Genomic DNA, 24,029 nt, shown 5'->3' on the forward strand with positions numbered 1-24,029 from the left:
AATGGCTTTAGAGTGCCAGGAATCTGCCCCGGCCGTGCCGAGTGGCCTAGAGTGACTGAGTTCTGGCTCCTAGTCAGGTGGCAGTAACGCAACGGCGGTGGTGGGGACTCGAATCGAGTCCCCACCACCGCCGTTTTCAGTTGCTTGGCCAGCCCGGGTTACTCAGTGTCCTCCGGCATCGGCCAGGTCTTGGAGACCAGAGTCAGCACGTCGTAGGTGGCGACGATCTCGTCGTTCTGGTTGGTCAGACGGGCGTCCCAGGCGACCTCGCCGTATTCATCGGTCACGCGCGGGGTGATCTTCTTGGCGGTCAGGGTCACGCGGATGGCGTCGTCATAGGTGACCGGAGTGATGAAGCGCAGGTTCTCCAGGCCGTAGTTGGCCAGCACGGGTCCCGGGGCGGGCTCCACGAACAGGCCGGCGGCCCAGGAGACCAACAGGTAGCCGTGGGCCACGCGGCGCGGGAAGAACGGGTTGGCCATGGCGGCCTCCTCGTCCGTGTGCGCGTAGAAGGTGTCGCCGGTCTTGTCCGCGAATTCCAGGATGTCGTCGAGCTTGACGGTGCGCAGGTCGGAGATGAACTGATCGCCGATGCGTAGCATCTCCAGCGACTTGCGGAACGGGTGCTCGCCCGTGCCGTTCTCAACGTCCTCCCGGGTCACGGTGTTGGCCGTCGCGCCCCAGTGCCACTGGCCGGTGATGCCGGTGAGCAGATCCGGGGAACCTTGGACGGCGGTGCGCTGCATGTAATGCTTCACCGCGCGGATACCACCGAGCTCTTCACCGCCGCCGGCGCGACCGGGTCCACCATGCACCAGGTGCGGAACGGGGGAGCCGTGACCCGTGGAGGTCTTGGCGTCGTCGCGGTCCAGGAACAATACACGGCCGTGGTGGGAGCCGATACCTGCCGCGAATTCACCGGCCAGTTCTGGCGAGTGCGTGCACACCGTGGCCACCAGGGAGCCGCCGCCGAGTGCCGCGATCTCCACGGCGTCGGACACAGAACCGTCGTAGCTGATCACGGAAGTGACGGGGCCGAAGGCCTCGACCTCGTGCACGGCGGGGGTGCGAGCGTCGTCGAAGGACAGCAGGGTCACGGGGAAGAATGAGCCCTCGGACGGAACTGAGGACAGCGCCTCCGGGCCGCCGAATTCCACGACCGCGCCGGCGTCGATCAGGGCGCGTACGGAGCGAGAAACCTCTGACTGCTGCTCGTCGGAGGCCAGGGCACCAACGGTGGTGTCAGAGGAACGAGGATCGCCCACCTTCGCGCGTTCGGACACGCGGGACTCGATGGCCGAGATGACCTCCGAGCGGATGTTCTGCGGGACGATCACGCGGCGCACGGCGGTGCACTTCTGACCGGCCTTGGCGGTGATCTCTAGGACCACGGACTTCACGAACGCCTCGAACTCGGGCGAATCGGCGGTGACGTCCGGGGCCATGATCGCTGCGTTGAGGGAGTCGGTCTCCGCGGTGAAGCGCACGCCCTTGTCCTGCACGTTCGTGTGCGAGCGCAGGGACTTGGCGGTCGCGGCTGAGCCGGTGAACGCCACGTGATCGCGGGCGTCCAAGTGGTCGAGCAAGTCACGGGCCGAGCCGGAGATCAGCTGCAGCGAACCTTCAGGCAGCAGGCCGGAATCCAGCATCAGGCGCACGCACGTCTCGGTCACGTAACCGGTGGGCGTCGCGGGCTTCACGATGGACGGCACGCCGGCAATGAACGCCGGGGCGAACTTCTCGAGCATGCCCCACACCGGGAAGTTGAACGCGTTGATCTGCACGGCCACACCGGGAATGCGGGTGTAGATGTGCTCGCCCAGGAACGAGCCGTCACGCGACAGCTGCTCCACGGCGCCGTCGACGATCACGTTTGAGTTGGGCAGTTCGCGGCGACCCTTGGAGGAGAACGTAAAAACGGTGCCGATGCCGCCGTCAATGTCGATCAGGTGATCCTTGGCGGTGGAACCCGTGGCGTAGGAGATCTCGTAGAGCTCGTCCTTGTGCTCGGTCAGGTATTGCGCGAGCTGCTTGAGGATCAGCGCGCGGTCGTGAATGCGCAGTTTGCCCAGGTTCTCCTGGCCCACGGTGCGGCCGTATTCGATGGCGGCGGCGGTGTCCAGGCCGTCGGTGCTGACGCGGGCCACGAGCTCGCCGGTCGCGGCGTTGTTCACGTCCGCGACTCGCTCCGGGTTCTCCGGCTGCCACCACTGGCCGCTCACGTAGCTGGGGAGGATCTCGATGTCCTGGGTTTTGGTTTGGGTGCTCACGCGCCGGTCCCTTCTCAACACTTCAAGCCGAACGATCGGTCAGTATTTAGTCCAGGATAACCTAGGTCACAACAGCGCACCACCGTTTTTCGGGCAACGACGCCGCTCGGGTACCTCGCGCACGCAACGCACCGCGGCGGCGTCGGACGCCAAGTTAAGGAGGAACCATGCACGAGGACCCCACCCCGGCGGACATCCGCGCGGACCAGGACCGGAAGAACCGCGAGAAGCTCCCCTTCGAGGACGCGGACGGCCAACCCTACGAGCCGTGGACCATCCAGCTGGGCGAGTTGGACAACAAGATGGGCGTGGTGATCGAGGAGCAGTCCGCCGAGCGCGTGGTCGCGACCATGCCGGTGGAAGGTAACCGTCAGTCGCTGGGCCTTTTGCACGGCGGTGCATCCGTGGCCCTGGGCGAGGCGCTCGGTTCGTGGGCCGCGGTAATTCATGCCTCCACGTTCGGCAAGGTGGCCGTGGGCGTGGACATCAACGCGACCCACCACTCCTCCGCACGCTCCGGCATGATCCGCGGCGTGGCCACAGCCATTCACCTGGGCCGCTCGGCCACAACTCACGAAGTGGTCATCAGCCACATCGACACCGGCAAGCGCCTCTGCACGATTCGCATCACCAACTTCCTCAAGGACACCAAGAAGAAGTCCTGACGGATTACCCCGCGCACGGAACAGCACTGCGGCCCGCACACTCACTGACGAGTGTGCGGGCCGCAGCGCTGAGGGGCCTGGTGCGACGGACGCGAGCGAGCGGCGTCGTCGATAATTGGTCGAGAGAGCGGTTGGCCGTCGGGCAGTCCATGTGCAATCTCAGGTGAGGTAACAGCATTCGGATGGCCTTATGTGAGGACAATGCAGTTTCGGGGCCCGGAATCTGCATCTTCCTCACATCAGGCTGCACCCTGCGGTTTCCTCACATCACGCTTGCCAGAGCACCATGCGCCGACAATTTCGCGTGAGGGAACGGCAGGCGGGAAGCGCAGCTCTCTTTTGCCAACGCCCTTCGCCTGATCGAGAGTGCTCAGGCGCGAGGGGGAAGGTGGCGCGATTCGCCAGGGTGAATCCTGACATAACGGTCGCCCGGAGGATCATGCCCTCCGGGCGACACGACTACTTCTACTTGGAGGCGACTACTCGCGCATCGCTCAGAACTGCGCGGTCTCCGTGGAGCCGGCCAGAGCGGTGGTCGAGGAGTTGGGGTTCACAGCCTGGGAGACCAGATCGAAGTACCCGGTGCCCACCTCGCGCTGGTGCTTGGTGGCGGTGTAGCCGCGTTCCTCGGCGGCGAACTCGCGCTCCTGCAGCTCGACGTACGAGGTCATCTGGTTGCGGGCGTAACCGTGGGCCAGGTCGAACATCGAGTAGTTGAGGGCGTGGAAACCGGCCAGGGTGATGAACTGGAAGCGGTAGCCCATGGCGGAGAGTTCGCGCTGGAACTTGGCGATGGTCTCGTCGTCCAGGTGCTTCTTCCAGTTGAAGGACGGCGAGCAGTTGTACGCGAGCATCTGGTCCGGGAAGTCCTCGTGCACGGCGTCTGCGAACTTGCGAGCGAGCTCAAGGTCCGGGGTGCCGGTCTCCATCCAGATCAGATCCGAATAGGGAGCGTAGGCCTTGGCGCGGGCCACACAGGGCTCCAGGCCGTTGCGGACCTTGTAGAAGCCTTCGGAGGTGCGCTCGCCGGTGATGAACTCGGCGTCCTGCTCGTCCACGTCGGAAGTGATGAGGGTGGCGGCCTCGGCGTCGGTGCGGGCAATGATCAGGGTGGGAACATCCTCGATGTCCGCGGCCAGGCGGGCGGCGTTCAGGGTGCGCACGTGCTGCTGCGTGGGAACGAGTACCTTGCCGCCCAGGTGACCACACTTCTTCTCGGAGGCCAGCTGGTCCTCCCAGTGCACACCTGCGGCGCCGGCGTTGATCATGGACTTCATCAACTCAAAAGCGTTGAGCGGGCCGCCGAAACCGGCCTCCGCATCCGCGACGATCGGGGCCATCCAGTTGTCGACCGTTTTGATGCCCTCGGAGTGCTCGATCTGATCCGCGCGACGCAGTGCGTTGTTGATGCGCTGGACCACCTGCGGCACCGAGTTGGCGGGGTACAGGGACTGATCCGGGTAGGTCTGCCCGGCCTGGTTGGCGTCACCGGCGACCTGCCAACCGGAGAGGTAGATGGCCTTGAGGCCGGCCTTGACCTGCTGAACCGCCTGGTTACCGGTCAGAGCGCCCAGAGCATTGATGTAATCCCCCGTGTTGAGCAGCTGCCAGAGCTGGTCTGCACCGCGGCGTGCGAGGGTGTGCTCCTCTCGAAAGGAACCCTGCAGACGCAGGACCTCCTCGGGCGTGTAATCACGGGTGATACCGAGCCAGCGGGGATTCTCGTCCCAGTCCTGCTGAATCTCCTGGGCGCTGCGCTGATTGCTGTTCGTGGGGTTCATGACGGTCTCCTTCGTCCTTGTGATGCGACGGTTGTGCGATGAAGTTCCGCCGCTCTGTGCCTTGTGACTACTACTTTGGCGGGTTTTCAGCCGGTTGCACCCAGAAAATTCTGTGAAGAAATCAAGTTCTTCACGTTTCGGCATGTTTTCCGTAAGCTCGTGCCATGGCACCTCGTTCGACGACGCCGCAGGGCCAACGCACCCGCGCGAGCGCACCTTCTGCCCCGCCCGCCGATTCGGTCTTCGACGGCGATCCCGCGGACCCTATCGCCGTGGGTCGCCGCATCCGCTACCGCCGTAAGAGGCTCCGCGTGACCCTGGGGCAGCTGGCCGATCAGGTGGGCATGGCGGCGTCGGCGTTGTCGCTGATCGAGAACGGAAAGCGCGAACCCAAACTCTCCACGCTGGCGGCCATCGCCAAGGCGCTGGACACGTCCGTCGAGCAGCTCATCGGTGCCAAGACGCAGTCCAAGCGCATGGAGCTGGAGATCGAGGTGGAGCGCGTGCAGCGCGGGCCCATGTACTCCTCGCTGGGACTGCCGTCCGTACGCGTGGGGCCGGGGCTGAGTACCGAGGCGCTCGAGGCCATCGTCGCGCTGCAACGTCAGCTCGCCCAGCGGCTGGATGAACAGGCAGCCACTCCCGAGGAAGCCCGGCGCGCCAACACCGACCTGCGGGCGCGCATGCAGAAACTCAACAACTACTTCGAACGCATCGAGACGATGGCCGGGGAGCTGCTGGCGGCCATCGGGCACGGCGGTGGGCCACTCTCTGAGCACCACATTTCGTCGCTGGTCTCCCACGTGGGGTTCGAGATCCACCAGGTCCCGGATCTGCCGCACTCGACTCGGTCGGTCACCGACCTGCGCAATCAGCGGTTCTACCTGCCGGCGCGCTCGAGTATCGGCTCCACCTGGTCCGTGTTGCTGCAGGCCGTGGGGCATTTGCTGCTGGACCACAAGCGTCCCGAGAACTATGGGGAGTTTCTAGAGCAGCGGGTGGAGACCAATTACTTCGCGGCCGCGCTCATGATTCCGGAGTCCTCGGCGGTGAAGTTGCTCGCCGAGTCCAAGGCCCGCCGGGAGCTGTCCGTGGACGACCTGCGCGACGCGTTCGCCGTCTCCCACGAGACCGCCGCGCACCGCATGACCAACTTGATGACCCAGCACTTCGGGATCCCCACGCACTTCGAGAAGGTCCATTCCTCCGGGATCATTCACAAGGCCTGGTCCAATGACGGCATCGCATTCCCCACCGACCACACCGGCGCGGTCGAAGGCCAGCGCGCGTGCCGCTACTTCTCTGCACGGCAGGCGTTTTCGGCGACCAACCGGTTGCTCTCGCACTTCCAGTACACGGATACCCCCGGCGGCACGTTCTGGTGTTCGGCGCGGGTGGAGCGGTCCACGGACGGCGAGTTCTCCATTGCGTTCGGGGTGCCTTACGAGCACGTCAAATGGTTCCGCAACAGGGACACCGCCGTGCGCAAGCAGTCCACCTGTCCCGACCCCGCGTGCTGCCAAGAGCCGCCCGGCGCGCTCGCGGATACGTGGGACGGGCAGTCCTGGCCCTCGGCAAGGCCCGCGACCCACATGCTTGCGGCGATGCCGGCCGGTGCCTTCCCGGGGGTGGACGAGACCGAGGTCTACCGCTTCCTGCAGCGGCACCAGCCCGCGCCCACCATTGATCCGGACGGTGACCTCACGTAGCCTCCAGAACATTCCCGCCGACGACGCCGCTCACGCGCCTCGAAGCCGGAGCTCACGTTTTCGTGACCTCGGCACCCGCGAGTAGAGAGCCGTCGGAGACCCGTGTTTCACGTAATTTCTGCCGACGAAAGGCGACCCATGAGCTTTGCGACCGCTGACCTGTACGACGAGCACGGCGAGGACCTGCAGTCCGTGACCACCCAGATGATCTCGGTGGGCGGTGTGCATCGGTTCACCGGCCCCATCCGTACCGTGCGCTGCTTCGAGTCCAACGTGGAGGTCAAGAAGCTCGTGGCCACCCCGGGCGACGGCGCAGTGCTCGTGGTCGACGGCCAAGGATCCATGAACCGCGCACTCCTGGGCGACAACGTGGCCCGCACCGCCATGGAGAACGGCTGGGCCGGTGTGATCGTCAACGCCCCCGTGCGCGACCGCGTGGAACTGGGCACGCTGCAGATCGGCGTCAAGGCGTTGGGCACCAATCCCCGCAAGTCGGAGCCCAATGACTCGGGCGAGACGGACGTGATTGTGAACTTCGGTGGGGTGACCTTCCGCCCCGGCAAGACCGTGTGGGCTGATGAGGACGGGATCCTCGTGGAGCGGTGATCTGAGACTCAGGCCTCAGTCGTGGAGCTAGCGATCGAGAAGGGTGATCGTAGTTTCACACAGTGACCTGACCGTTGGAAGTAGTCGATCAGGCAGTTGACTGCCGGTAACCGCATGACGTTCTTCGGAGATGACTTCTTCTAGAGCATCAGGAATCATCATTGCGAGCACCCGCACAGTTGCCAGGAGCCATTGCCCATCAACTTTGGCTTCTGCGGCGAATTTGGCCCAGTGTCTGTGTGCAACTCGTCCGAACCGCCGCTCACCGCCTATGGCCATGGCAGCGTTTCGTAGCCCGTCCTTTTTATCGGGGAATCCGTTTTCATTCTTGTACTCGTAAGGTAAGCCAGAGGCTACGTCGTATAGCGGGGCAAGGGCCACTACATCCGGTGCAAGAATTATCGAATAGTTCTTTGCGTGCGCATCTGGCGCACCGATTAGATAGTTCCCTATCAACCCTTCGATGAACCGCAGGACCTCGCTTTCCTCTGCACCCGCCCGGCGTAGGGTTCGGACAATTGACAGTGCGCTTGGACCCTGTTGAGCTTCGTATTTCTTGGTGGGTAGGGTCGATGTTGCCTGACAGAAGTCTTCTTGATGGATGCGAAGCACTCTGCCATCGATTGTCATCCGGTCGTAGCGTTCCACAACAATGGCATTTGTGCCGTCGAATTGCATATACCTTGAGTTGGCAACCGTGAGCCCAACTTTCGAGAGTGTTCGGAGCGAAAGATGCTCATTGAGCGCTTGGTCTCGAAAATCATGAATGCCAGGTTTAAAAATGTGAGTGGTTGGCTCCGCCCCCGTTGCTTCGAACCACCCGTCGTCCCAGCGCAAGGCAAACTTCGATTGTGCTCCTGCTAACGACCAGCGTTCTCTGTCAACAAGCCAGGACCCCTTGGGCTGAGAGATTAGTGCGCGTAGGCGCTCACCAACCTCGCGTTCTGTGCACGGAATCAAGTTACCTTTACTTTGCCGAGCTGAATCCAGTTCATCTGGGCGTGCAAACTGGATAGCACCTGCGCACTCCAATCCAATGTGTTCCAGGAGCGCGAACGGATTTCCAGAAGAGATACCGAAATTGTGGGCTAGAGCCTCCCTTACGCCTTCTCCTTCTGGCAGAAGACCCTCAATGAACGCGTCAGTCGCCCGTCTCGGGTATGGGGCCAGGCGGTACGGCAATGCCACGGAGACCTCTAAGGCGGGGTCCGAGTCTTTGAGGTATTGGAACGTTCGGTTCCCTTGCGGGCTTTGAATCAGAACACCGACTACTTCTCCATGGAGCAGCACAAGCAATTCTTTCATCCTGCATCATCCTGCTTCGGATGATCGTCAGGAAGTGTGTTGCCGGTGATCTTGGTCGCTTGGCGGATGGTTTCGAGGAGCTCGGGTGGGAGCTGGGCGGCTTGGCGCATGGTTTCGAGGAGCTCAGGCCGAACCTGGGCAGCTTGCCGCACGACGTCGAGTGTGGTGCGTGACGGCGCCGAATATTGACGCATGATGTTCAATGCTTTTCGAGCTTCAGATGTGGTTGAGTCTCTGATCTTTTGCGCAGATACGGTGCCCGGGGTGGAGGCCTTAGCTTGTGGTGATCCTGCCTCGTCTTGCTCTGGCTGCTCGATTAGCTGGATGGAGAGATCTAGGGCTCGCAAGACCGCGAGCACTTTGCTTAGCTCGGCTCCCGTCCGTGCCCCTTGTTCGAGGCCGATCAGCCACTTGCGGGAGACTCCGGCGCTTGTTGCCAGCGAGGCCTGAGTCAGTCCGGCACGGGTGCGAGCGTCGTGGATTGCTGCGCCTAGTTGGCGTCCTGTTGTGATAGCTCGGTTCCCCATGATGTGAACGTACCATCACATGATTATTTGTGTACACACCGTCACTTCTGGAGGGGTGCACGTATCGTCACATTCTGTAGTGTGAAGGTGCTGTCACATTATCCAATGTCCATGCAGTTGATTTTTGACGGCTGCTCCCCAGCCAAAATCAGGACTGCGGCCCCGCTTCGTGTGAAGTGGGGCCGCAGTCTTATTCGGGGGAGCGAGCTGCCGCTCAGCACATTTACTGTTCGGGAACCAGAGCCTGGCCGTCCCAGACGTAGTTCACGGTTTCCCCGGTCTCCCGGCCTTCGCCCTCCAGGGTCTTCTGAATCACAGTGGGTTCTCCGTCCTCACTGATTTTCAGATCAGCATTGGAGAACGGGGTCTTTACTGCACCCTCACCCGGGGGCATGGTGCCGTTGGAGTCGTAGCCCTGATCGGTGGGCGTCAACACGGTCACACCCTTGTCATAGGAGAGGTACACATTGCCGTACTTGTCCACGTTGGAGCCGTTGTTGAGCTCCCACTTCTGGCCACCCAGGGAGGGGGAAGTGCCGAAGGACACCACGGGGCTGCTGTCTTCCGATCCCACGTAACCCACGGGCTGACCGTTCTGGTACAGAGCGTATGAAGCCAGACCGGTGCTGGGCGCAGCGCCCTCGGGGCTCGTGACCTCGTGATAGGTCACGACCTCCATGGCACCGAACTTGGGGTGCTCCACGGGGATGCGTCCGGTTTCAGTGCACTGGCCAGCGCACGGATCGGCTACTGCAGGCAGCTGTTCTGCGCCGTCGGATTGCTCACCGGTTGCGGTTGAAGCCGGGTCTGCGCCGGGTGTCGCAGATTCGGTGCCCTGTGCGGGCTCCTCGGTGCCAGAACCGTGAGCGGTCTGAGCCGCGGGGCTGGTGGTTCCTTCCGCGCTGTCCGCTGCGGGGCTCGCGGTGGCCTCGGTATCGGCCTGGCCGCAGCCCACCAGCAGCGGGATGGAGAGAGCAGTTGCGGTGATGGCAGTAGCTTTCTTGTTCATGATCCTGACCTCCTTGGAGGTGGTTGCCGTTCAGGTCACAACCCACACTTCCCGGGGTGATTTGCGAATGCAATACGTCGTGACGGAATCGTGATCCGCTGCTCAGCCCCTCGGGCTGCCGTGTCGAGCGGGGGAATCCGCTTCCCCGCGCGGCTGACAGCAGCAGCTAACTATTAACCAATGCAAACGAAAAGCCCCGGTGGATAGTTCATGTATGAACTATCCACCGGGGATGGTGCGATGTGCCCGTGGGGCGGGCCGAGCGGCGTCGTCGGGCGGGAACCCAGCTATGCCGGAGAACCCGAGACGAGGCTACGAGTAGTCGTAGAAACCCTTGCCGGATTTCTTGCCCAGCTCGCCGCGCTCAACCATGTCGCGCATGAGCTGCGGCGGTGCGAAGCGGGGGCCGAGCTTGGATTCGAGGTACTCCGCGATGCCCAAGCGCACGTCCAGACCCACGATGTCCGTGAGCGCGAGTGGGCCCATGGGGTGCTTGTAGCCGAGCACCATGGCGTTGTCGATGTCCTCGGCGGAGGCCACACCCTCTTCGACCATGCGAATAGCCTCGAGGCCCAGCGCTACGCCCAGGCGGGAGGAAGCGAAACCGGGGGCGTCATTCACGGTGACCGGGGTCTTGCCGATGCCGGCGACCCACTCGAGGGTCAGCTTCTGCAGCTCATCGCTGGTCTGCTGTCCGATCACGATCTCCACGAGCTTGGAGGCCGGAACCGGGTTGAAGAAGTGCAGGCCGCAGAAGCGTTCGGGGTGCTTGAGTTCGGCGGCCAGCCCGTCCACGGACAGCGAGGACGTGTTGGTGGCCAGCCAAGCGCTCTCGGAGAGGTTCGCCTCGACCTGCTGCAGCGAGGAAACCTTGAGGTCCCAGATCTCGGGAACGGCCTCAATGACCAGCTCGCACTCGGAGAAATCGGAGTGGTTCAGGCTCACGGAGAGGTTCTCGGCCCACTTGTCCAGGTTGCCGTCGATCTTGCCGCGCTCAAGCGACTTGGCAAGGTCGGATTCGATGCGCTCCTTGGCAGACGCGGCCGCCTGGGGATTCGCCTCGACCACGGTGACGTTGGAGCCGGAGATCAGGAACGCGTGCGCGATACCCGCACCCATGCGGCCACCGCCCAGCACGCCCACCTTGGCGGGAACAGTGCCCTTGGTCTCTTCGCTCATTTCTTGTTCTCCTTCTTCCGGTCCAGGAACGCCTGCATCCGGTCAAACTTGGCTTGGGATTCGAACAGGATCGCCTGCGCGAGTTCGTCCACGTGAGGGTGGGACTCGCGCGGCATGTGGAACACGCGCTTGGACACGCGCACGGCCAGCGGGTCCTGCTTGCCGATGCGGTCGGCCAGCGCGTGCGCGGCATTCACCAGTTCAGCCGGTTCGTGAATTTCGGTGATCAGGTGCGCGGCCAAGGCTTCTTCCGCGTTGAGAATCCGCCCGGCCAAAACGATCTCCTTGGCCACCGGTTCACCCGCGAGTTCCTTGATGCGCCACAGGGCACCCGCAGCGGCGATGATGCCCAGGCCGGTTTCCGGCTGGCCGATCTTCACGTACGGGGTTCCCAAGCGGAAATCCGCGGCCCACGCGAGTTCCGCACCGCCACCCAGCGCGTAGCCGTCCAGCGCAGCGATCACGGGCATGGGCAGTTTGGCGATCCGGTCGAAAATCTGCGAATTCACCCCGCGCAGCGCATCCTCACGACGCCGCTCGCGCAGCTGCGCGATATCCGCACCCGAGGCGAAAATCCCCTTGCCGTTCACTTCCGTGCCGGACAGGATCATGATCTTCGGGTTGCGTTCCAGGTAGCCGCACACGGTGTGCAGCTCGTCGACCATGGTCTGGTCGATCGCGTTGCGCACGTCCGGGCGGTCCAGGATCACGTGCAGGCGGTCCGGGGTTTCTTCCAGACGGATGGCGCTGAAGTCACCCTGCAGGATCTGCTGATTCGCTTCGGCTTGATTCTTACCGTTCGACGACGTCGCGTGCTCGCTCATGCGGGCATCACACCTTCTCCACGAGCATGGCAGCACCCTGGCCCACGCCGATACACATGGTGGCCAGACCCTTGTCCGCGTTCTCGCGTTCCATGCGGCCCAGCAGGGTGATCACGATGCGCGAGCCGGAGGAGCCCAGCGGGTGGCCCAGGGCGATGGCACCGCCGTCGCGGTTGACGATGTCCGGGTTCAAACCAAGACGGCGGATCGAGGCCAGGGACTGGCTGGCAAAGGCTTCGTTGATCTCGGCGGCCCCGAGGTCATCCACGGTCCAGCCCGCACGCTTGAGGACCTTCTCTGTGGCGGGGACCGGGCCCAGGCCCATAATCTCGGGAGCCAGCCCGGCGGAAGCACCGTCGATCACGCGGGCACGGGCCTTCAAACCGTATTTCTCGATGGCGCTCTCGGAGGCCACGATGATGGCGGAGGCGCCGTCGTTGAGGGATGAGGCGTTACCGGCCGTGACTACGGAACCGCCCTTGACTACGGGGCGCAACTTAGCCAGGACGTCCGGGGTGGAGCCGGCTCGAGGACCCTCGTCGGTGTCAACGGTGGTGACGGCACCCTTGCGGCCCTTGACCTCGACCGGCACGATTTCGTCCTTGAAGCGGCCGGCCTCAATGGCTTTGATGGCCTTTGCGTGGGACTCGGCGGCGAATTCGTCGCAGTCCTCACGGGAGATGTTGTCCACGCGGGCCACTTCCTCTGCAGTTTCCGGCATGGAGTAGGTGGCCTTGCCGTCGCGGGAGAGCGGGCCGTCCTCGAACTTCTCGTTCACGAAGCGCCAGCCGATGGAGGTGTCGAAGGCTTCGCCGGGCTTGGCGAACGCGGTCTTGGGCTTCTCGACAACCCACGGGGCACGGGACATGGACTCCACGCCACCGGCAATCACGATGTCAGCCGCGCCGGACTTGATCATTTGGGAGGCGATGGTGATCGCGGACATGCCGGACGCGCACAAACGGTTCACGGTGATGCCGGGCACGGTGTCCGGGTAGCCGGCCAACAGCCACGCCATGCGGGCCACATTGCGGTTTTCTTCACCGGCGCCGTTGGCGTTACCGAGGATGACCTCGTCAACGGCTGCGGGATCGATGCCGGCGGCTTCGACCACGGACTTGATGCAGAGGGCGGCCATGTCGTCAGGGCGAACGGAGGACAGTGCCCCGCCGTACCGACCTACAGGGGTGCGGGCCCCTCCGACTAGAAAAGCTTGCGGCATCGTGGACATGCTGTCTCCTTCGCAGGGGCAATAACTGACCGATCGTTCATCTAAAGATTCCACGACTTTGTGACCTACGTCAATACACTCGGTCGGGATTGCGGGATTCGGACTTTTTCGGCTCCAATGCGTTCGGTTTCATGCTGAGGGTCGGAGCTGAATGACCTGCGAATGCGATGTGGCCGGACCCGCGAAGGATCCGGCCACATCTGTGATTCAGTTGCATGCACTGCGCGGAGCTTTACCGGCGGTGCTGCGGGGCATTGCTGTCCATGTCCTCGGGCAGTACCGGGGGAACTTCTTCGCCCGGGTGCTTGGCAATGAATTCCTCGTGCACTTCCTCGATGTGCAGGTCGCGGCCCTGGTCCGACTTGCGGACGAAGCACACGGCCGTGAAGGACACGACGGAGAGCAGAGCGATGTAGAGGCCAATGGTCCAGGACTGGCCAGTTTCGTTCAGCAGCAGTTGGGCGATCAAGGGGGCAAATGCGCCGCCAATGATGGATCCGAGTGCGTAACCGATCGAGATGCCGGAGTAGCGGACACGAGCCGGGAACATCTCCGCGTACATCGCGGACTGAGGGCCATAGGACGGGCCCAGGCCGATGGTCAGGATGAAGATCGCCGCCGCGAACAGTGGCAGCGATGCCGTATTCAGCATGAACCACATGGGGATGGCCCACAGGATGATGAACGCGTAACCCAGCTGGAACGTCAGTTTTCGTCCGATCTTGTCTGACATCCAGCCGCCGAGCATCGTGAAGATCAACCAGCCGATGCCCCCGATCAGGGATGCGACCAGGGTTTCGGATCGGGGCATACCCAGGACCGTGGCACCGTAGGACGCGAAGAACGCGATCACTAGGTAACCGGCGGCGTTGTTGGCGGCAAAGATCAGGGCGGCCAGGGTTACTTCGCGCTTGTTGGTGCGGAACAACTGGCCCAGCGGAGCTGAAGACTCCTTGGCGCGCTGCTGCATGGCAACGAACACGGGAGACTCATCCACCGCGCGGCGAATCGCGTAGCCAACACCGATCAGCACGATCGAGAACAAGAACGGAACGCGCCAGCCCCAGGACTCGAACTGCTCGGGGGTCAGCAGGGATGTCACGCCGAACATGAACAGGGTGGCCATCAGCATGCCCAAGGGCACGCCGATCTGCGGGTAAGCCCCGAACAGGCCGCGCTTGTGGTTGGGGGCGTGCTCCACAGCCATCAGGGCCGCGCCTCCCCACTCGCCACCGGCTGAGAAGCCCTGCAGGACGCGCAAGCAGAGCAGAATAATGGGCGCCGCAATACCGATCTGTTCGTAGGTGGGAAGCAGGCCGATCAAAGTGGTGGCCGCGCCCATGCCGAACAGCGTCAGCACGAGTGTGATCTTACGACCGTACTTATCGCCGATATGGCCAGCCACGATGGCGCCCAGCGGACGGAACAGGAAGCTGATGCCCAGGGAAGCCCAGGCGACGATCTGTCCCACAGCCGGATTCTCAGCGCCTGCCGGGTTGAAGTAGTGCGTGGCCAGGATGAAGGCCGCTGCCTGAGCGTAAATGAAGAAGTCGTACCACTCGATGGTTGTGCCCACCAGGGTGCCGGCGAGAACCTTGCGCTCTTCGCGGGACATGGTGTGCGCCTGCTGCTGTGCGGGCGGGGAAGCTGCGTTTGTAGCCATGGAAGCTCCAGGATCATGAGTTGCGCGGTCCGGGCCCGGCAAGATCTGTGATTACTGACCGAATGGTCGTTGGAATAGATAGTACTGATGATCGTGACTCGCGTCACTACCTCCGCGCAAAATTATCAAAGGTTTGAGGAAACACGTGTGAAGCTCTGTCTCGGGTGCCGTGCTGACCAGTCTCTTCCCCTGGGCGACGACCTTCCCTCGGGCGTCCAATGAGCCATTTCATTCGGTCTTACTGTGTGGTAGACCCGGTTACTCTGCAGTACGGTCGCATCAAATGGTTGCGCGGGGGCTGGTCCCGCGTTCCGAATTTCGCAACCAGGCTCAGCAGCGCGGATCAACCGGTCACCTAGCGCAACTGCTGATCCAACCAGCACATCCACTGGGCTCGACGGTCTGGGTGCCTGAGGTCGTCCCAGGTCAGCACTCGCACCTTCCATCCAGCATCACGAAAGCGTTCGAGCCTGTAGTTCTCGTCCCGGTAGATCTGAGTGTCGATTGCGTGGTCATTGCTGTTGTATTCGAGGGCCGTCCGCTTGGCGACCCATGCGAGGTCGGGGAATCGTTCCCGGCCATCCAGCATCACCAGTGGGTTCATGCTGGGCGGCGGGAAGCCGTTCTTGAGGACCAGCAATCGAGTCAACGTTTCGGGTGAAGACCACGTGCGTTCCACCGCGTGGCTCAGAAGTCTGGCGATTCGACAGGCGGAGCGTGAGCGTGGGGGAAGCAGGGCGAGAGTCCGCGAGATTTCTTCACGGTCGAACGGTTTCAGCCAGATCTTGTTGGTGACCTGGATCCGGTGCGCCAGCAGGTAGTCCAAACAGGCAATGATTCGCCACGCGGACAGGTAAGGGGCGGCCACGGTCAGTGCTTCGATCGGATGGGTGAGGGCGCACTCCGATGGACCCAAGTACGGGTTCAGCCCATAGGACTTGGTCATTGTGGCACCACCCAGCTCTGACGTGGGGCGGTAACGGTTCCAGGCCAGGTGGGGTGAGCCCATGGCGCTCACAAAGGCGCGTGCTCGCGGAGCGGGTTCGTGTCCGAGCGTCGGATTGATCCAGTGTTGAGTGGAGTCGACGGGCACCTTGTACAACCGCAATGCGTGGAGGCCGGTGATCGGCAAGCCGCTCATGTTCCGCCGGAAGTGTCGGTGCAGCAGCACGGAGAGCATCGCGGGTTCGTAATGCTCTGGCTTGTGGAACCAGTATCCGCGGGTCAGGCGCACCATGGCGGGGTCCGCGTTGAGCTGAGGAGCGCGCAGACCCCAGTCGACCGTCGGCAACACATCTGGCAACGGGTCGAAACTCAGTACTCGAGCGGCTTTCATGACCGCGACTGTAGGCGGTCTCGGGGTCGGTCAGTTCGAGTTATCCACAGGCACTTCTGCCGACTGTGCTAACTCTCCGGTTGAGCCCCACCATTTCATCCTGCCTTACTGCCCGGTAGGGCGGGTTACTTTGCCGTAAGGCGGCATCAGATGGTCGGCCGCGATGGCCGGCTGAGCTGCGACGCCGGCCGGACCCGGCGGACCCGGCGGGCGGGGAGGCGGCGTGGCCCTAGGCGGCAGCGGGGGCACTAGCGGTGGGGTGGGGAGGATGAGCCAGGGTGATGGGGGCGGGAAATGAGGGGGCAGAGGCGGGTGGCGCGAGCGGCGTCGTCGTCGATTGATTGCCGACGCCGCTCGCGAACCTTGCTAGAACAAGCGCTCGGTCGCGAGGCGCGCGCCTTCGACCAGGGAGCCGAGCTTGGCCAACGCGATCGAGGGGTGGAGGCGACCGCCCAGGCCACAGTCAGTGGAGGCGATGACGTTCTCGCGACCCACCACGGACGCGTACTGCTCGATGCGGTCGGCCACGAGCTCCGGGTGCTCCACCACGTTGGTCGAGTGGGAGACGAAACCGGGGTAGACCACCTTGCCCTCGGGGAGCGTGTGGTCCTTCCAGACCTTCCACTCGTGGCCGTGGCGGGGGCTGGACGCCTCGAAGCTGTAGCCGCCCGCGTTGATGGTGAGCATGAGGTCCACCAGGTACTTGAACTCGAGGTCTGTGGTGTGCGGGCCGTGCCACGAACCCCAGCACAGGTGGAAGCGGATCTGGTCCTCGGGGAGGTCGCGCAGGGCGTAGTTGAGGGCGTCCACGCGGATCTTGGTGAAGGCCAGGTAGTCCTCCACGGTGGGCTCGGGGTTGATCTGGTCCCAGGACTCGGCGATGGAGGGGTCGTCGATCTGAACGGTCAGGCCGGCATCGATGATGGCCTTGTACTCCTCGCGCATGGCGTCCGCGCAGGCGTACACGAGCTCTTCGTCGGTCGAGTAGTACTCGTTGCGGACACGTGCGCAGGAACCCGGGGACAACGCGGCCACGAAACCCTGCTGGGCTCCGGTCTCGACCATTGCGTCCTTGAGACGGCGGATGTCGCCGGCCACGGCTTCCTGACCGGCGTAGGTCAGCGGCCCGGTGATCTTGGGCTGGGCGACCGAGGCGCGGTGCGCGAGAACTCCGGCCGTGGGGTCCTCGTAGGCGTCGCGGAAACGAGCGCGGTCGCGGCGGTCCGGGAAGCTGGTCAGAACGATGTTGCCGGGGGAGGAGCGCTTGACCTCGGCGTCCTGCCAGCGGTCCTCGTTGGTGGGGGTCAATCCGCCCAGTCGGGAGAACGAGTAGTTCCACCACGCGCCGTAATCCACGGAGGAGGACATGGTGTGGCCGTATTCGCCGTCGTTGACGATGTCCAGACCGATCTCGCGCTGCTTGCGGACGATGTCGATCACGCCGTTATCGAGCGCGGCATCCAACTCCTGAGCGGTGGCTTCACCCTCCTGGAAGCGCTTGTTGGCCTCCAGCAAATCGGGGGTGCGGGGCAGCGATCCCACGTGGGTGGTCTGAATACGATCGGTGTTCTGAGGCATGAACTAGCAGTCCTTTCCATCGGTCCTGGCGGTAGCACCGTGGGCTCAATCCCGGGTTGCTGCGGCGTCGACGAGCCAGATCTCTCGGCCGCTCTGGATGGGTACTCACTCATCAAACAACATGCATGGGTGGTCGGGCCAATTGTGGCGCGCGTAATGTGTGGGACGTAGATCACCCATTACCGAGGAGTTGGGGCATGTCGGACAGCACTCTCAAGGGCAAGAAAGCACTGGTCACGGGCGGTGCGAGTGGCATCGGCGCGGCAGCGGTTCGGGCCCTCGCGCAACGCGGCGCCCACGCGATCGTGGCCGACATCGACCCCGCCGCCGCCGAGACCATGGCACAAGAAGTCGGCGGAGAGGCGTGGGCCGTTGACCTCACCGACACCGCAGCGCTCGCGGACCTGAGTCTCGACGTGGATGTGCTGGTCAACAACGCCGGGATTCAAAAGGTCGCGGCAGTCCAGGACTTCGATCCCGCTGACTTCCACAGGATCCTCACGCTCATGCTCGAGTCCCCGTTCCTGCTGATCCGCGCCGCCCTGCCCCACATGTACGAGCGCGAGTGGGGTCGGATCATCAACGTGTCCTCGATTCACGGTCTGCGCGCCTCAGCGTTCAAATCCGCGTACGTCGCCGCGAAGCACGGTTTGGAGGGGCTGTCCAAGGCCGTGGCCCTGGAGGGCGCTCCGCACGGTGTGACCAGCAACTGCGTGAACCCCAGCTACGTGCGCACGCCTCTGGTCGACAAGCAGATCAAGGACCAGGCGGCCACCCACGGAATCCCCGAGGACGAAGTGGTCGAGAAGATCATGCTCACCGAATCAGCGATCAAACGCCTGGTCGAGCCGGAGGAGGTTGGCGAGCTCATTGCCTTCCTGGCCGGTCCCTCCGCCGGCATGGTCACCGGTGCCGCCTACACGATGGACGGCGGCTGGACGGCGTCCTAGCCAGATGGCACCGGGCGCTCCGGGCCGTCGCCCACGATCTGACCGTTGCGGGGTAGGCCGTCCGGAAATGACAGGGGTAAGCCAACAGCCTGAGCGAAATCCAGAGAATCGACCGCCTGCACATGCACATGCACGTGCGGTTCGGTGCTGTTCCCAGAATTTCCGAATTGGGCAACTGCGGTCCCAGCCTGAATGCTCTGGCCAACTCGAACCCTGATGCTGCCTTGCCGCAGGTGGCACAGTGCTACGTACTGGCCGCTGAAGGAATCCTGCACCACCACGTAATTTCCAGCCAACGCGCCCCATCCGGCGGCGACGCGGCAGGCTTGGGTCAGCGCGTAACCAACGGAGGACAACCCGCGGAAGGCGTCGTGATCTTCGGCGTGGTCGTCCGCCAGAACCACCGTGCCGGTCACGGGTGAAATGACCGGTTGTCCGAAACCGACGAACTTCTCGGGAGCCTCCGTGCGCAACAGCGACGTGCCAGTGAACCTGGCCGAACGGTTCTGTCCATCCACCGGCACAAAATCCATCGCGAAACTGGTGCCGAACCGATCGGTTCCGTGGCTCGGCACTCGATTCGCGGGGCTGTTCTGCACCAGGCACCGCCCGTGGAACGGATAGTCGAGTTCCATGCCCTTCATTCTTGCCCGTCCGGCGACTCGTGGGAATAGGCCACGACGCCGCTCACACACCCCGGCACGCACGGCGGGTGGGCCGAGCGGCGTCGGCGAACCATTTCGTCAGGGGTTACGACAAAGTAACCGGGTCTACTGCGCAGTAAGCCCTCATCACATGGTCCGGCCCGTACGCCACGCCGACGACGCCGCCCGCACACCCTTCCAGGCCCGGCACCTTACGCCGAGGGCGCCCCGGTGCGCAGGGCCGTGGACAATTTGTGCGCCTGATCGAGCAGCGCCGCGCCCAGTTGGGGGCGGCGTTCGGCGCGGAATCTTGATTCGATGCCGGTCAATGACAGGGCGTACCGGGGTTGTCCGGAGGCATCGAACACCGCGGCGGCCATGCCCCATGACCCTTCGACAATGCGTCCCGGATTCAGGGACCAACCGTGGTCGCGAACGCGGGCGACGAGTTTGCGGACGTGTGCGTCGCCGTGCTGAGAGCCGAGGCGTTGCCGTTCGTCCCGGGTGTCCGCTAGGGCGGTTTCGAGCTGATCCGGCGGGAGTTGACCGAGGATCGCGATCCCCGCGGACGCCACGCCCAGCGGGAGGCGGAGCCCTTCGTAAAGCACATGGGAGCGGACCGGAAACGACCCCTCGACGCGGGCCAGACAGATGACTTCGTTGCCGCGGCGGGCAGAGAAGAACGCGGATTCACCCGTGGCCTCCGCGAGGCGCTGCAGGCACGGGGTGGCGAGTTCCTGAGCCGGATAGCGCTGGGCCGCCACGGTGCCCAGGATGTGGAGTTCGGGTCCGAGCGCCCAGTTGCCGTTCTCGGTGCGGTCGACCAGGCCTTCATCGGCCAGCGCCGTCAGGAGCCTATGGGTGGTGGGCCTGGTCAGTCCGGTGTGGAGCGCAATTGCCGCGGTAGAGCCAGCCGTTTCACTCGCGGCAACCGCCTGCAGGATGGCCGCCACCCGGGCCACGACCTGAGTGCCCCTCTGGGTATGCGGTGAGCGGGAGTGCGACGAGGTATTGGAATCCGGTGTTGTCATCGTCGTCCCCTGGCTTGGAGCTGTCGCGAAGTTGTTCACATTATGGACAGACTAGACGCTGTTTTTCAGAATGTGAGGACTTGCCCGGAAGAATGCGGAAGTTCATTGACCAGGATGTGGGCGCTTCCTACGCTGAGATGGAGATCACACATTACGAAAGGGTGACCGTGTCCAAACTCAGAGACAACGTTGCCGAACTCCTGGCCGACACACTGCGGGACGGCATGACCCTGGCCGTGGGTGGCTTTGGCCTGTCCGGTATCCCGCGGGACCTCATCGAAGCGGTGAGGGACAGCGGCGTGAAAGACCTGACCGTGGTGTCCAACAACATGGGCGTGGACGGCAAAGGCCTGGGACTGCTGCTCGAGAACAAGCAAGTCACCAAGGTTTTGTCTTCCTACGTGGGGGAGAACAAGGAGTTCGCCCGTCAGTACTTGGAGGGTGAGCTCGACGTCGAGTTCACACCCCAGGGAACGCTTGCCGAGCGGCTGCGGGCCGGCGGTGCGGGAATCCCCGCGTTCTACACAGCCACCGGTGTTGGCACCTTGGTTGCCGAGGGCAAGCCGACCGCGGAGTTCGACGGCCGAACCTATGTTCAGGAACGCGGGATCGTCGCTGACGTGGCTCTGGTGCACGCGTGGCAGGGAGATACGGACGGCAACCTGATCTACCGCCGCACCTCGCGGAACTTCAACCCGGTGTGCGCTGCCTCCGGCAAGGTCACCTTTGCCGAGGTCGAGAACATCGTGGAACCGGGCGAGCTGGATCCGGACCACATCGTGACGCCCGGTGTGTACGTGCAGCACGTGGTGCAGTACTCGGGTGCTCCCAAAGACATCGAGCAGCGGACCACGCGACCGAGGCCGGGCGCGGCGACGTCGTCGGCCGAATCGGAAGGAGGCGCGGCATGAGCTGGACGCGCGACGAGATGGCGGCCATTGCGGCGTCGGAACTCAACGACGGCGACTACGTGAACCTGGGTATCGGCATCCCCACGATGGTGGCCAACAACCTGCCCGAGGGCGTGAGCGTGGTGCTGCAGTCCGAGAACGGTGTGCTGGGCATGGGGCCGTTCCCGTATGAGGGCGATGAGGACCCGGACCTGATCAACGCCGGCAAGCAGACCATTACTCTGCAGGACGGTGCGGCGATCTTCGACTCGGCCACGTCCTTCGGAATGATCCGAGGCGGCCACGTGAAGATGGCGATCCTGGGTGCCATGCAGGTCTCCGAACAGGGGGATCTGGCTAATTGGATGATCCCCGGCAAGATGGTCAAGGGCATGGGTGGCGCCATGGACCTTGTGGCCGGAACCCCGCGTGTGCTGGTCTTGACGGAACACGTGGCCAAGGACGGTTCGGCCAAGATCAAGCGCGAATGCGACTTGCCGCTGACCGGCGTGGGCGTGGTGGACCGGATTGTCACGGACTTGTGCGTCTTCGACGTGGAGGATGGCGGGTTGGTGCTGCGGACCCTGGCCCCGGACGTGACCGAAGAAGAAGTGGCAGAAAAAACCGAAGCGAAGTACCGGGTTGACCTTGTGGACGTCACCCCGGATTCCGTTCCCGTACAGGAGGACAAATGACCGAGAACGCCAATGATGTTGTGATCGTCAATGGGGCGCGTACCCCGCAGGGCAAGCTGATGGGCACGCTCGCGTCCCTGAGCGCGGTGGAGCTTGGGGCGCACGCCATCAAGCACGCTGTGGAGCGCTCGGGTATTGCCCCTGACACCGTGGATTACGTGTACATGGGCAACGTGGTGCAGGCCGGAAACGGCCAGAACCCCGCAAAACAGGCCGCCGTGGAAGCGGGTCTGCCCATGACCGTGCCCGCCATGACGTTGAACAAGGTGTGCCTGTCCGGGCTGGTCGCGGTGACCGAGGCGGCCCGCATGATTCGCGCCGGCGAGGCCTCCGTGGTGGTGGCCGGCGGCATGGAATCCATGACCAGCGCGCCGCACCTGTCCCTGGGCGCTCGCAAGGGCAAGGCCTACGGCGACATGACCCTGGCCGATTCGCTGGCCAATGACGGTCTGGTCGACGCCGCTTTGGGGGTTGCGATGGGCGAGCTCACCGAGACGGGCAATTCCGAGCGCTCGATCGGCCGCGAACAGCAGGACCAGGTCGCGGCACGTAGCCACCAGCTGGCGGGTGAGGCGCAGTCCTCGGGTGTGTTCGCGGACGAGATCGCGCCGCTGGAGATCCCGCAGCGCAAGGGCGATCCGGTCACGGTGTCCGAGGATCAGGGTGTTCGTCCCGAGTCCACGGCCGAGGGCCTCGGCAAGTTGCGCGCTGCGTTCACCAAGGACGGCACGATCACTGCCGGCAACTCGTCCCCGATTTCGGACGGTGCCGCGGCCGTTGTGCTGACGACGCGCGCCTACGCGGAGGAGCACGGTCTGTCCTGGCTGGCCGTGGTGGGCAAGCCGGGTCAGGTTGCGGGTCCGGATACGTCCCTGCACTCCCAGCCGTCGCGAGCCATTGAGCATGCGCTGGAACGCGCTGGGTGGTCCGTGGATGAGCTGGATTTCGTGGAAATCAACGAGGCATTCGCGGCAGTCTCCGTGCAGTCGGTCGATGACCTGGGGATTCCGTTGGAGAAGGCCAATATCCATGGCGGTGCCATTGCCTTGGGCCACCCGATCGGCGCGTCCGGTGCTCGTCTGGCGCTGCACGCGGCTCTCGAGCTGGCACGCCGGGGTTCCGGCAAGGCGGCCGTGTCGCTGTGTGGCGGCGGCGGTCAGGGTGAGGCGTTGCTGTTGAGCCGCTAATGCAGTGACGTTTCCGCAATCCGGATAATGGAATAGTTATTCCATTATCCGGATTTGTGCTGCATACTCAGTGGACGAGACCCACGCCACACTCAGGAGATGCGCCCGATGACTCACACCCATGCCTTCAACGGACCGGCTTGGATTGTCGTTCCCGCCGATCAGCCAGAGCAGTTCGCTGAGGCTGCACAAGCGGCGGACGTGGTGGTGTTGGACCTGCACAACGGCGTGCTGCCGCGGGACAAGGAGTTCGCGCGCCAGTGCATCCTGGAATGCCCGTTGGATCCGGCCCGCACGGTCATCCGAGTGAACCCGGTGGGGACCGATGAGCATGCTGCAGATCTGCAGGCGTTGGCTTCTACGACCTACCGGCGTGTGGCGGTTCCCAAGGTTGAATCCGCCGAGCAGCTCGCGGGGCTAGTCGACTACGAAGTCGTGTCCATGATCGAGTCTCCCCATGGTGCCCTGGCGCTGGGCGAGATTGCCGGCGCGAGCGGCGTCGTCGGCCTCATGTGGGGATCAGAGGACCTGATCGTGAATCTGGGTGGCCTCACGAGCCGCAAGTGCAACGGCGCGCTCCGGGATATTTCCCTGCACGTGCGCTCGCAGACGGTGCTGCACGCGGCGGTGGCAGGGATTTTCGCGGTCGACGGGATCTTCCTGGACGTCGAGAACCTTGAGGGACTGCTGGGCGAGACCCTGGACGCCTCCAGCTCCGGTTTTGCCGCCAAGGGTGGGATGCACGTCTCGCAGATGGCCGTGATCAAGGAAGGGTTCCGCTCCAAGCCGGACAAGCTCGACTGGGCCCGCGGCGTGGTGGAAGTGGCCGCGGAGCAGCGGGGATCGTTCCGGCATGGGGCGCAGGTCATTGACGCGCCCGTGATCACTCTCGCGGAGCGCATGGTGGCTCGCGCCGATGCGAGCGCATCCGTGACGCCCTAGCCTTTCG

At 63.8% G+C, this 24,029-nt stretch carries 21 protein-coding genes and 1 riboswitch; of the genes, 8 read left to right on the forward strand and 13 right to left on the reverse strand.

The window, feature by feature from the left end; all coding sequences use genetic code 11:
• Positions 1-158 precede the first annotated feature (158 nt).
• Positions 159-2,270, reverse strand: coding sequence for a phenylacetic acid degradation bifunctional protein PaaZ (paaZ, locus tag EWV37_RS07855; protein WP_129700871.1), 2,112 nt, complete (start codon positions 2,268-2,270; stop codon positions 159-161).
• 167 nt (positions 2,271-2,437) lie between these two features.
• On the opposite strand from paaZ, the gene EWV37_RS07860 reads away from it, so the two are divergent.
• Positions 2,438-2,935: a hotdog fold thioesterase gene (locus EWV37_RS07860; RefSeq protein ID WP_095796182.1), complete on the forward strand. Its 498-nt coding sequence runs from the start codon at positions 2,438-2,440 to the stop codon at positions 2,933-2,935.
• A gap of 494 nt (positions 2,936-3,429) precedes the next feature.
• Here the strand turns inward: EWV37_RS07860 and aceA are convergent, their stop codons facing one another.
• Positions 3,430-4,716 carry an isocitrate lyase gene (aceA, locus tag EWV37_RS07865; protein WP_129700873.1) on the reverse strand — a complete coding sequence of 429 codons (1,287 nt, stop codon included), beginning with the start codon at positions 4,714-4,716 and terminating at the stop codon, positions 3,430-3,432.
• 164 nt (positions 4,717-4,880) lie between these two features.
• Between aceA and EWV37_RS07870 the strand changes: the two genes are divergently transcribed.
• Both EWV37_RS07870 and rraA read left to right on the forward strand, forming a co-directional pair.
• The gene (locus EWV37_RS07870) at positions 4,881-6,425 is read left to right on the forward strand and encodes an XRE family transcriptional regulator (RefSeq protein ID WP_129700875.1); all 1,545 of its coding nucleotides are present in this window, start codon (positions 4,881-4,883) and stop codon (positions 6,423-6,425) included.
• 138 nt (positions 6,426-6,563) lie between these two features.
• Positions 6,564-7,031, forward strand: a complete 468-nt coding sequence (gene rraA / locus EWV37_RS07875; RefSeq protein ID WP_095796185.1) for a ribonuclease E activity regulator RraA — start codon at positions 6,564-6,566, stop codon at positions 7,029-7,031.
• 27 nt (positions 7,032-7,058) lie between these two features.
• Here the strand turns inward: rraA and EWV37_RS07880 are convergent, their stop codons facing one another.
• The 9 genes from EWV37_RS07880 to EWV37_RS07920 form a co-directional block, all read right to left on the reverse strand.
• Positions 7,059-8,336 carry a type II toxin-antitoxin system HipA family toxin gene (locus EWV37_RS07880; RefSeq protein ID WP_095796186.1) on the reverse strand — a complete coding sequence of 426 codons (1,278 nt, stop codon included), beginning with the start codon at positions 8,334-8,336 and terminating at the stop codon, positions 7,059-7,061.
• Positions 8,333-8,863, reverse strand: a complete 531-nt coding sequence (locus EWV37_RS07885; RefSeq protein ID WP_095796187.1) for a helix-turn-helix domain-containing protein — start codon at positions 8,861-8,863, stop codon at positions 8,333-8,335. The genes EWV37_RS07880 and EWV37_RS07885 overlap by 4 nt, the downstream gene beginning before the upstream one ends.
• A 223-nt stretch (positions 8,864-9,086) precedes the next feature.
• The gene (locus EWV37_RS07890) at positions 9,087-9,872 is read right to left on the reverse strand and encodes a hypothetical protein (RefSeq protein ID WP_095796188.1); all 786 of its coding nucleotides are present in this window, start codon (positions 9,870-9,872) and stop codon (positions 9,087-9,089) included.
• Between the two features lie 312 nt (positions 9,873-10,184).
• Positions 10,185-11,051 (reverse strand): 3-hydroxyacyl-CoA dehydrogenase family protein, encoded by an 867-nt coding sequence (locus tag EWV37_RS07895; RefSeq protein WP_129700877.1) that lies wholly within the window; start codon positions 11,049-11,051, stop codon positions 10,185-10,187.
• Positions 11,048-11,875 carry an enoyl-CoA hydratase/isomerase family protein gene (locus EWV37_RS07900; protein ID WP_095796190.1) on the reverse strand — a complete coding sequence of 276 codons (828 nt, stop codon included), beginning with the start codon at positions 11,873-11,875 and terminating at the stop codon, positions 11,048-11,050. Before EWV37_RS07900 ends, EWV37_RS07895 begins: the two co-directional genes overlap by 4 nt.
• Before the next feature lie 7 nt (positions 11,876-11,882).
• Positions 11,883-13,106: a thiolase family protein gene (locus tag EWV37_RS07905; protein ID WP_129700879.1), complete on the reverse strand. Its 1,224-nt coding sequence runs from the start codon at positions 13,104-13,106 to the stop codon at positions 11,883-11,885.
• Positions 13,107-13,338: 232 nt separating this feature from the next.
• A complete protein-coding gene (locus EWV37_RS07910; RefSeq protein WP_095796192.1) occupies positions 13,339-14,769 on the reverse strand; it encodes an MFS transporter in 1,431 nt (476 codons plus the stop codon).
• A 355-nt stretch (positions 14,770-15,124) separates the two neighbouring features.
• Positions 15,125-16,105 (reverse strand): hypothetical protein, encoded by a 981-nt coding sequence (locus tag EWV37_RS07915; protein WP_129700881.1) that lies wholly within the window; start codon positions 16,103-16,105, stop codon positions 15,125-15,127.
• A gap of 366 nt (positions 16,106-16,471) precedes the next feature.
• On the reverse strand, positions 16,472-17,683 hold the full coding sequence (locus EWV37_RS07920) for a cobalamin-independent methionine synthase II family protein (RefSeq protein ID WP_129700883.1): 1,212 nt from the start codon (positions 17,681-17,683) through the stop codon (positions 16,472-16,474).
• Positions 17,684-17,696: 13 nt separating this feature from the next.
• Positions 17,697-17,787: riboswitch (SAM riboswitch) on the reverse strand.
• 93 nt (positions 17,788-17,880) lie between these two features.
• On the opposite strand from EWV37_RS07920, the gene EWV37_RS07925 reads away from it, so the two are divergent.
• The gene (locus EWV37_RS07925) at positions 17,881-18,633 is read left to right on the forward strand and encodes a 3-hydroxybutyrate dehydrogenase (RefSeq protein WP_129700885.1); all 753 of its coding nucleotides are present in this window, start codon (positions 17,881-17,883) and stop codon (positions 18,631-18,633) included.
• Here EWV37_RS07925 and EWV37_RS07930 read toward each other — a convergent pair.
• Both EWV37_RS07930 and EWV37_RS07935 read right to left on the reverse strand, forming a co-directional pair.
• Entirely contained in the window at positions 18,630-19,268 is a 639-nt protein-coding gene (locus EWV37_RS07930) for a M23 family metallopeptidase (RefSeq protein WP_238663147.1), read from the reverse strand. The genes EWV37_RS07925 and EWV37_RS07930 overlap by 4 nt on opposite strands.
• A 221-nt stretch (positions 19,269-19,489) precedes the next feature.
• Positions 19,490-20,308 (reverse strand): IclR family transcriptional regulator, encoded by an 819-nt coding sequence (locus tag EWV37_RS07935; RefSeq protein WP_129700889.1) that lies wholly within the window; start codon positions 20,306-20,308, stop codon positions 19,490-19,492.
• A 167-nt stretch (positions 20,309-20,475) separates the two neighbouring features.
• On the opposite strand from EWV37_RS07935, the gene EWV37_RS07940 reads away from it, so the two are divergent.
• From EWV37_RS07940 to EWV37_RS07955, 4 genes are all read left to right on the forward strand, one after another.
• Positions 20,476-21,219, forward strand: coding sequence for a CoA transferase subunit A (locus tag EWV37_RS07940; protein ID WP_173674259.1), 744 nt, complete (start codon positions 20,476-20,478; stop codon positions 21,217-21,219).
• Positions 21,216-21,893 (forward strand): CoA transferase subunit B, encoded by a 678-nt coding sequence (locus EWV37_RS07945; protein WP_095796197.1) that lies wholly within the window; start codon positions 21,216-21,218, stop codon positions 21,891-21,893. Before EWV37_RS07940 ends, EWV37_RS07945 begins: the two co-directional genes overlap by 4 nt.
• Positions 21,890-23,080: an acetyl-CoA C-acetyltransferase gene (locus tag EWV37_RS07950; protein WP_095796198.1), complete on the forward strand. Its 1,191-nt coding sequence runs from the start codon at positions 21,890-21,892 to the stop codon at positions 23,078-23,080. The genes EWV37_RS07945 and EWV37_RS07950 overlap by 4 nt, the downstream gene beginning before the upstream one ends.
• Before the next feature lie 108 nt (positions 23,081-23,188).
• A complete protein-coding gene (locus EWV37_RS07955; protein WP_129700891.1) occupies positions 23,189-24,022 on the forward strand; it encodes an HpcH/HpaI aldolase/citrate lyase family protein in 834 nt (277 codons plus the stop codon).
• Positions 24,023-24,029: the final 7 nt, after the last annotated feature.

Origin of the sequence: Kocuria carniphila (assembly GCF_004136555.1) — a bacterium.
Taxonomy (GTDB): Bacteria; Actinomycetota; Actinomycetes; order Actinomycetales; family Micrococcaceae; genus Kocuria; species Kocuria carniphila.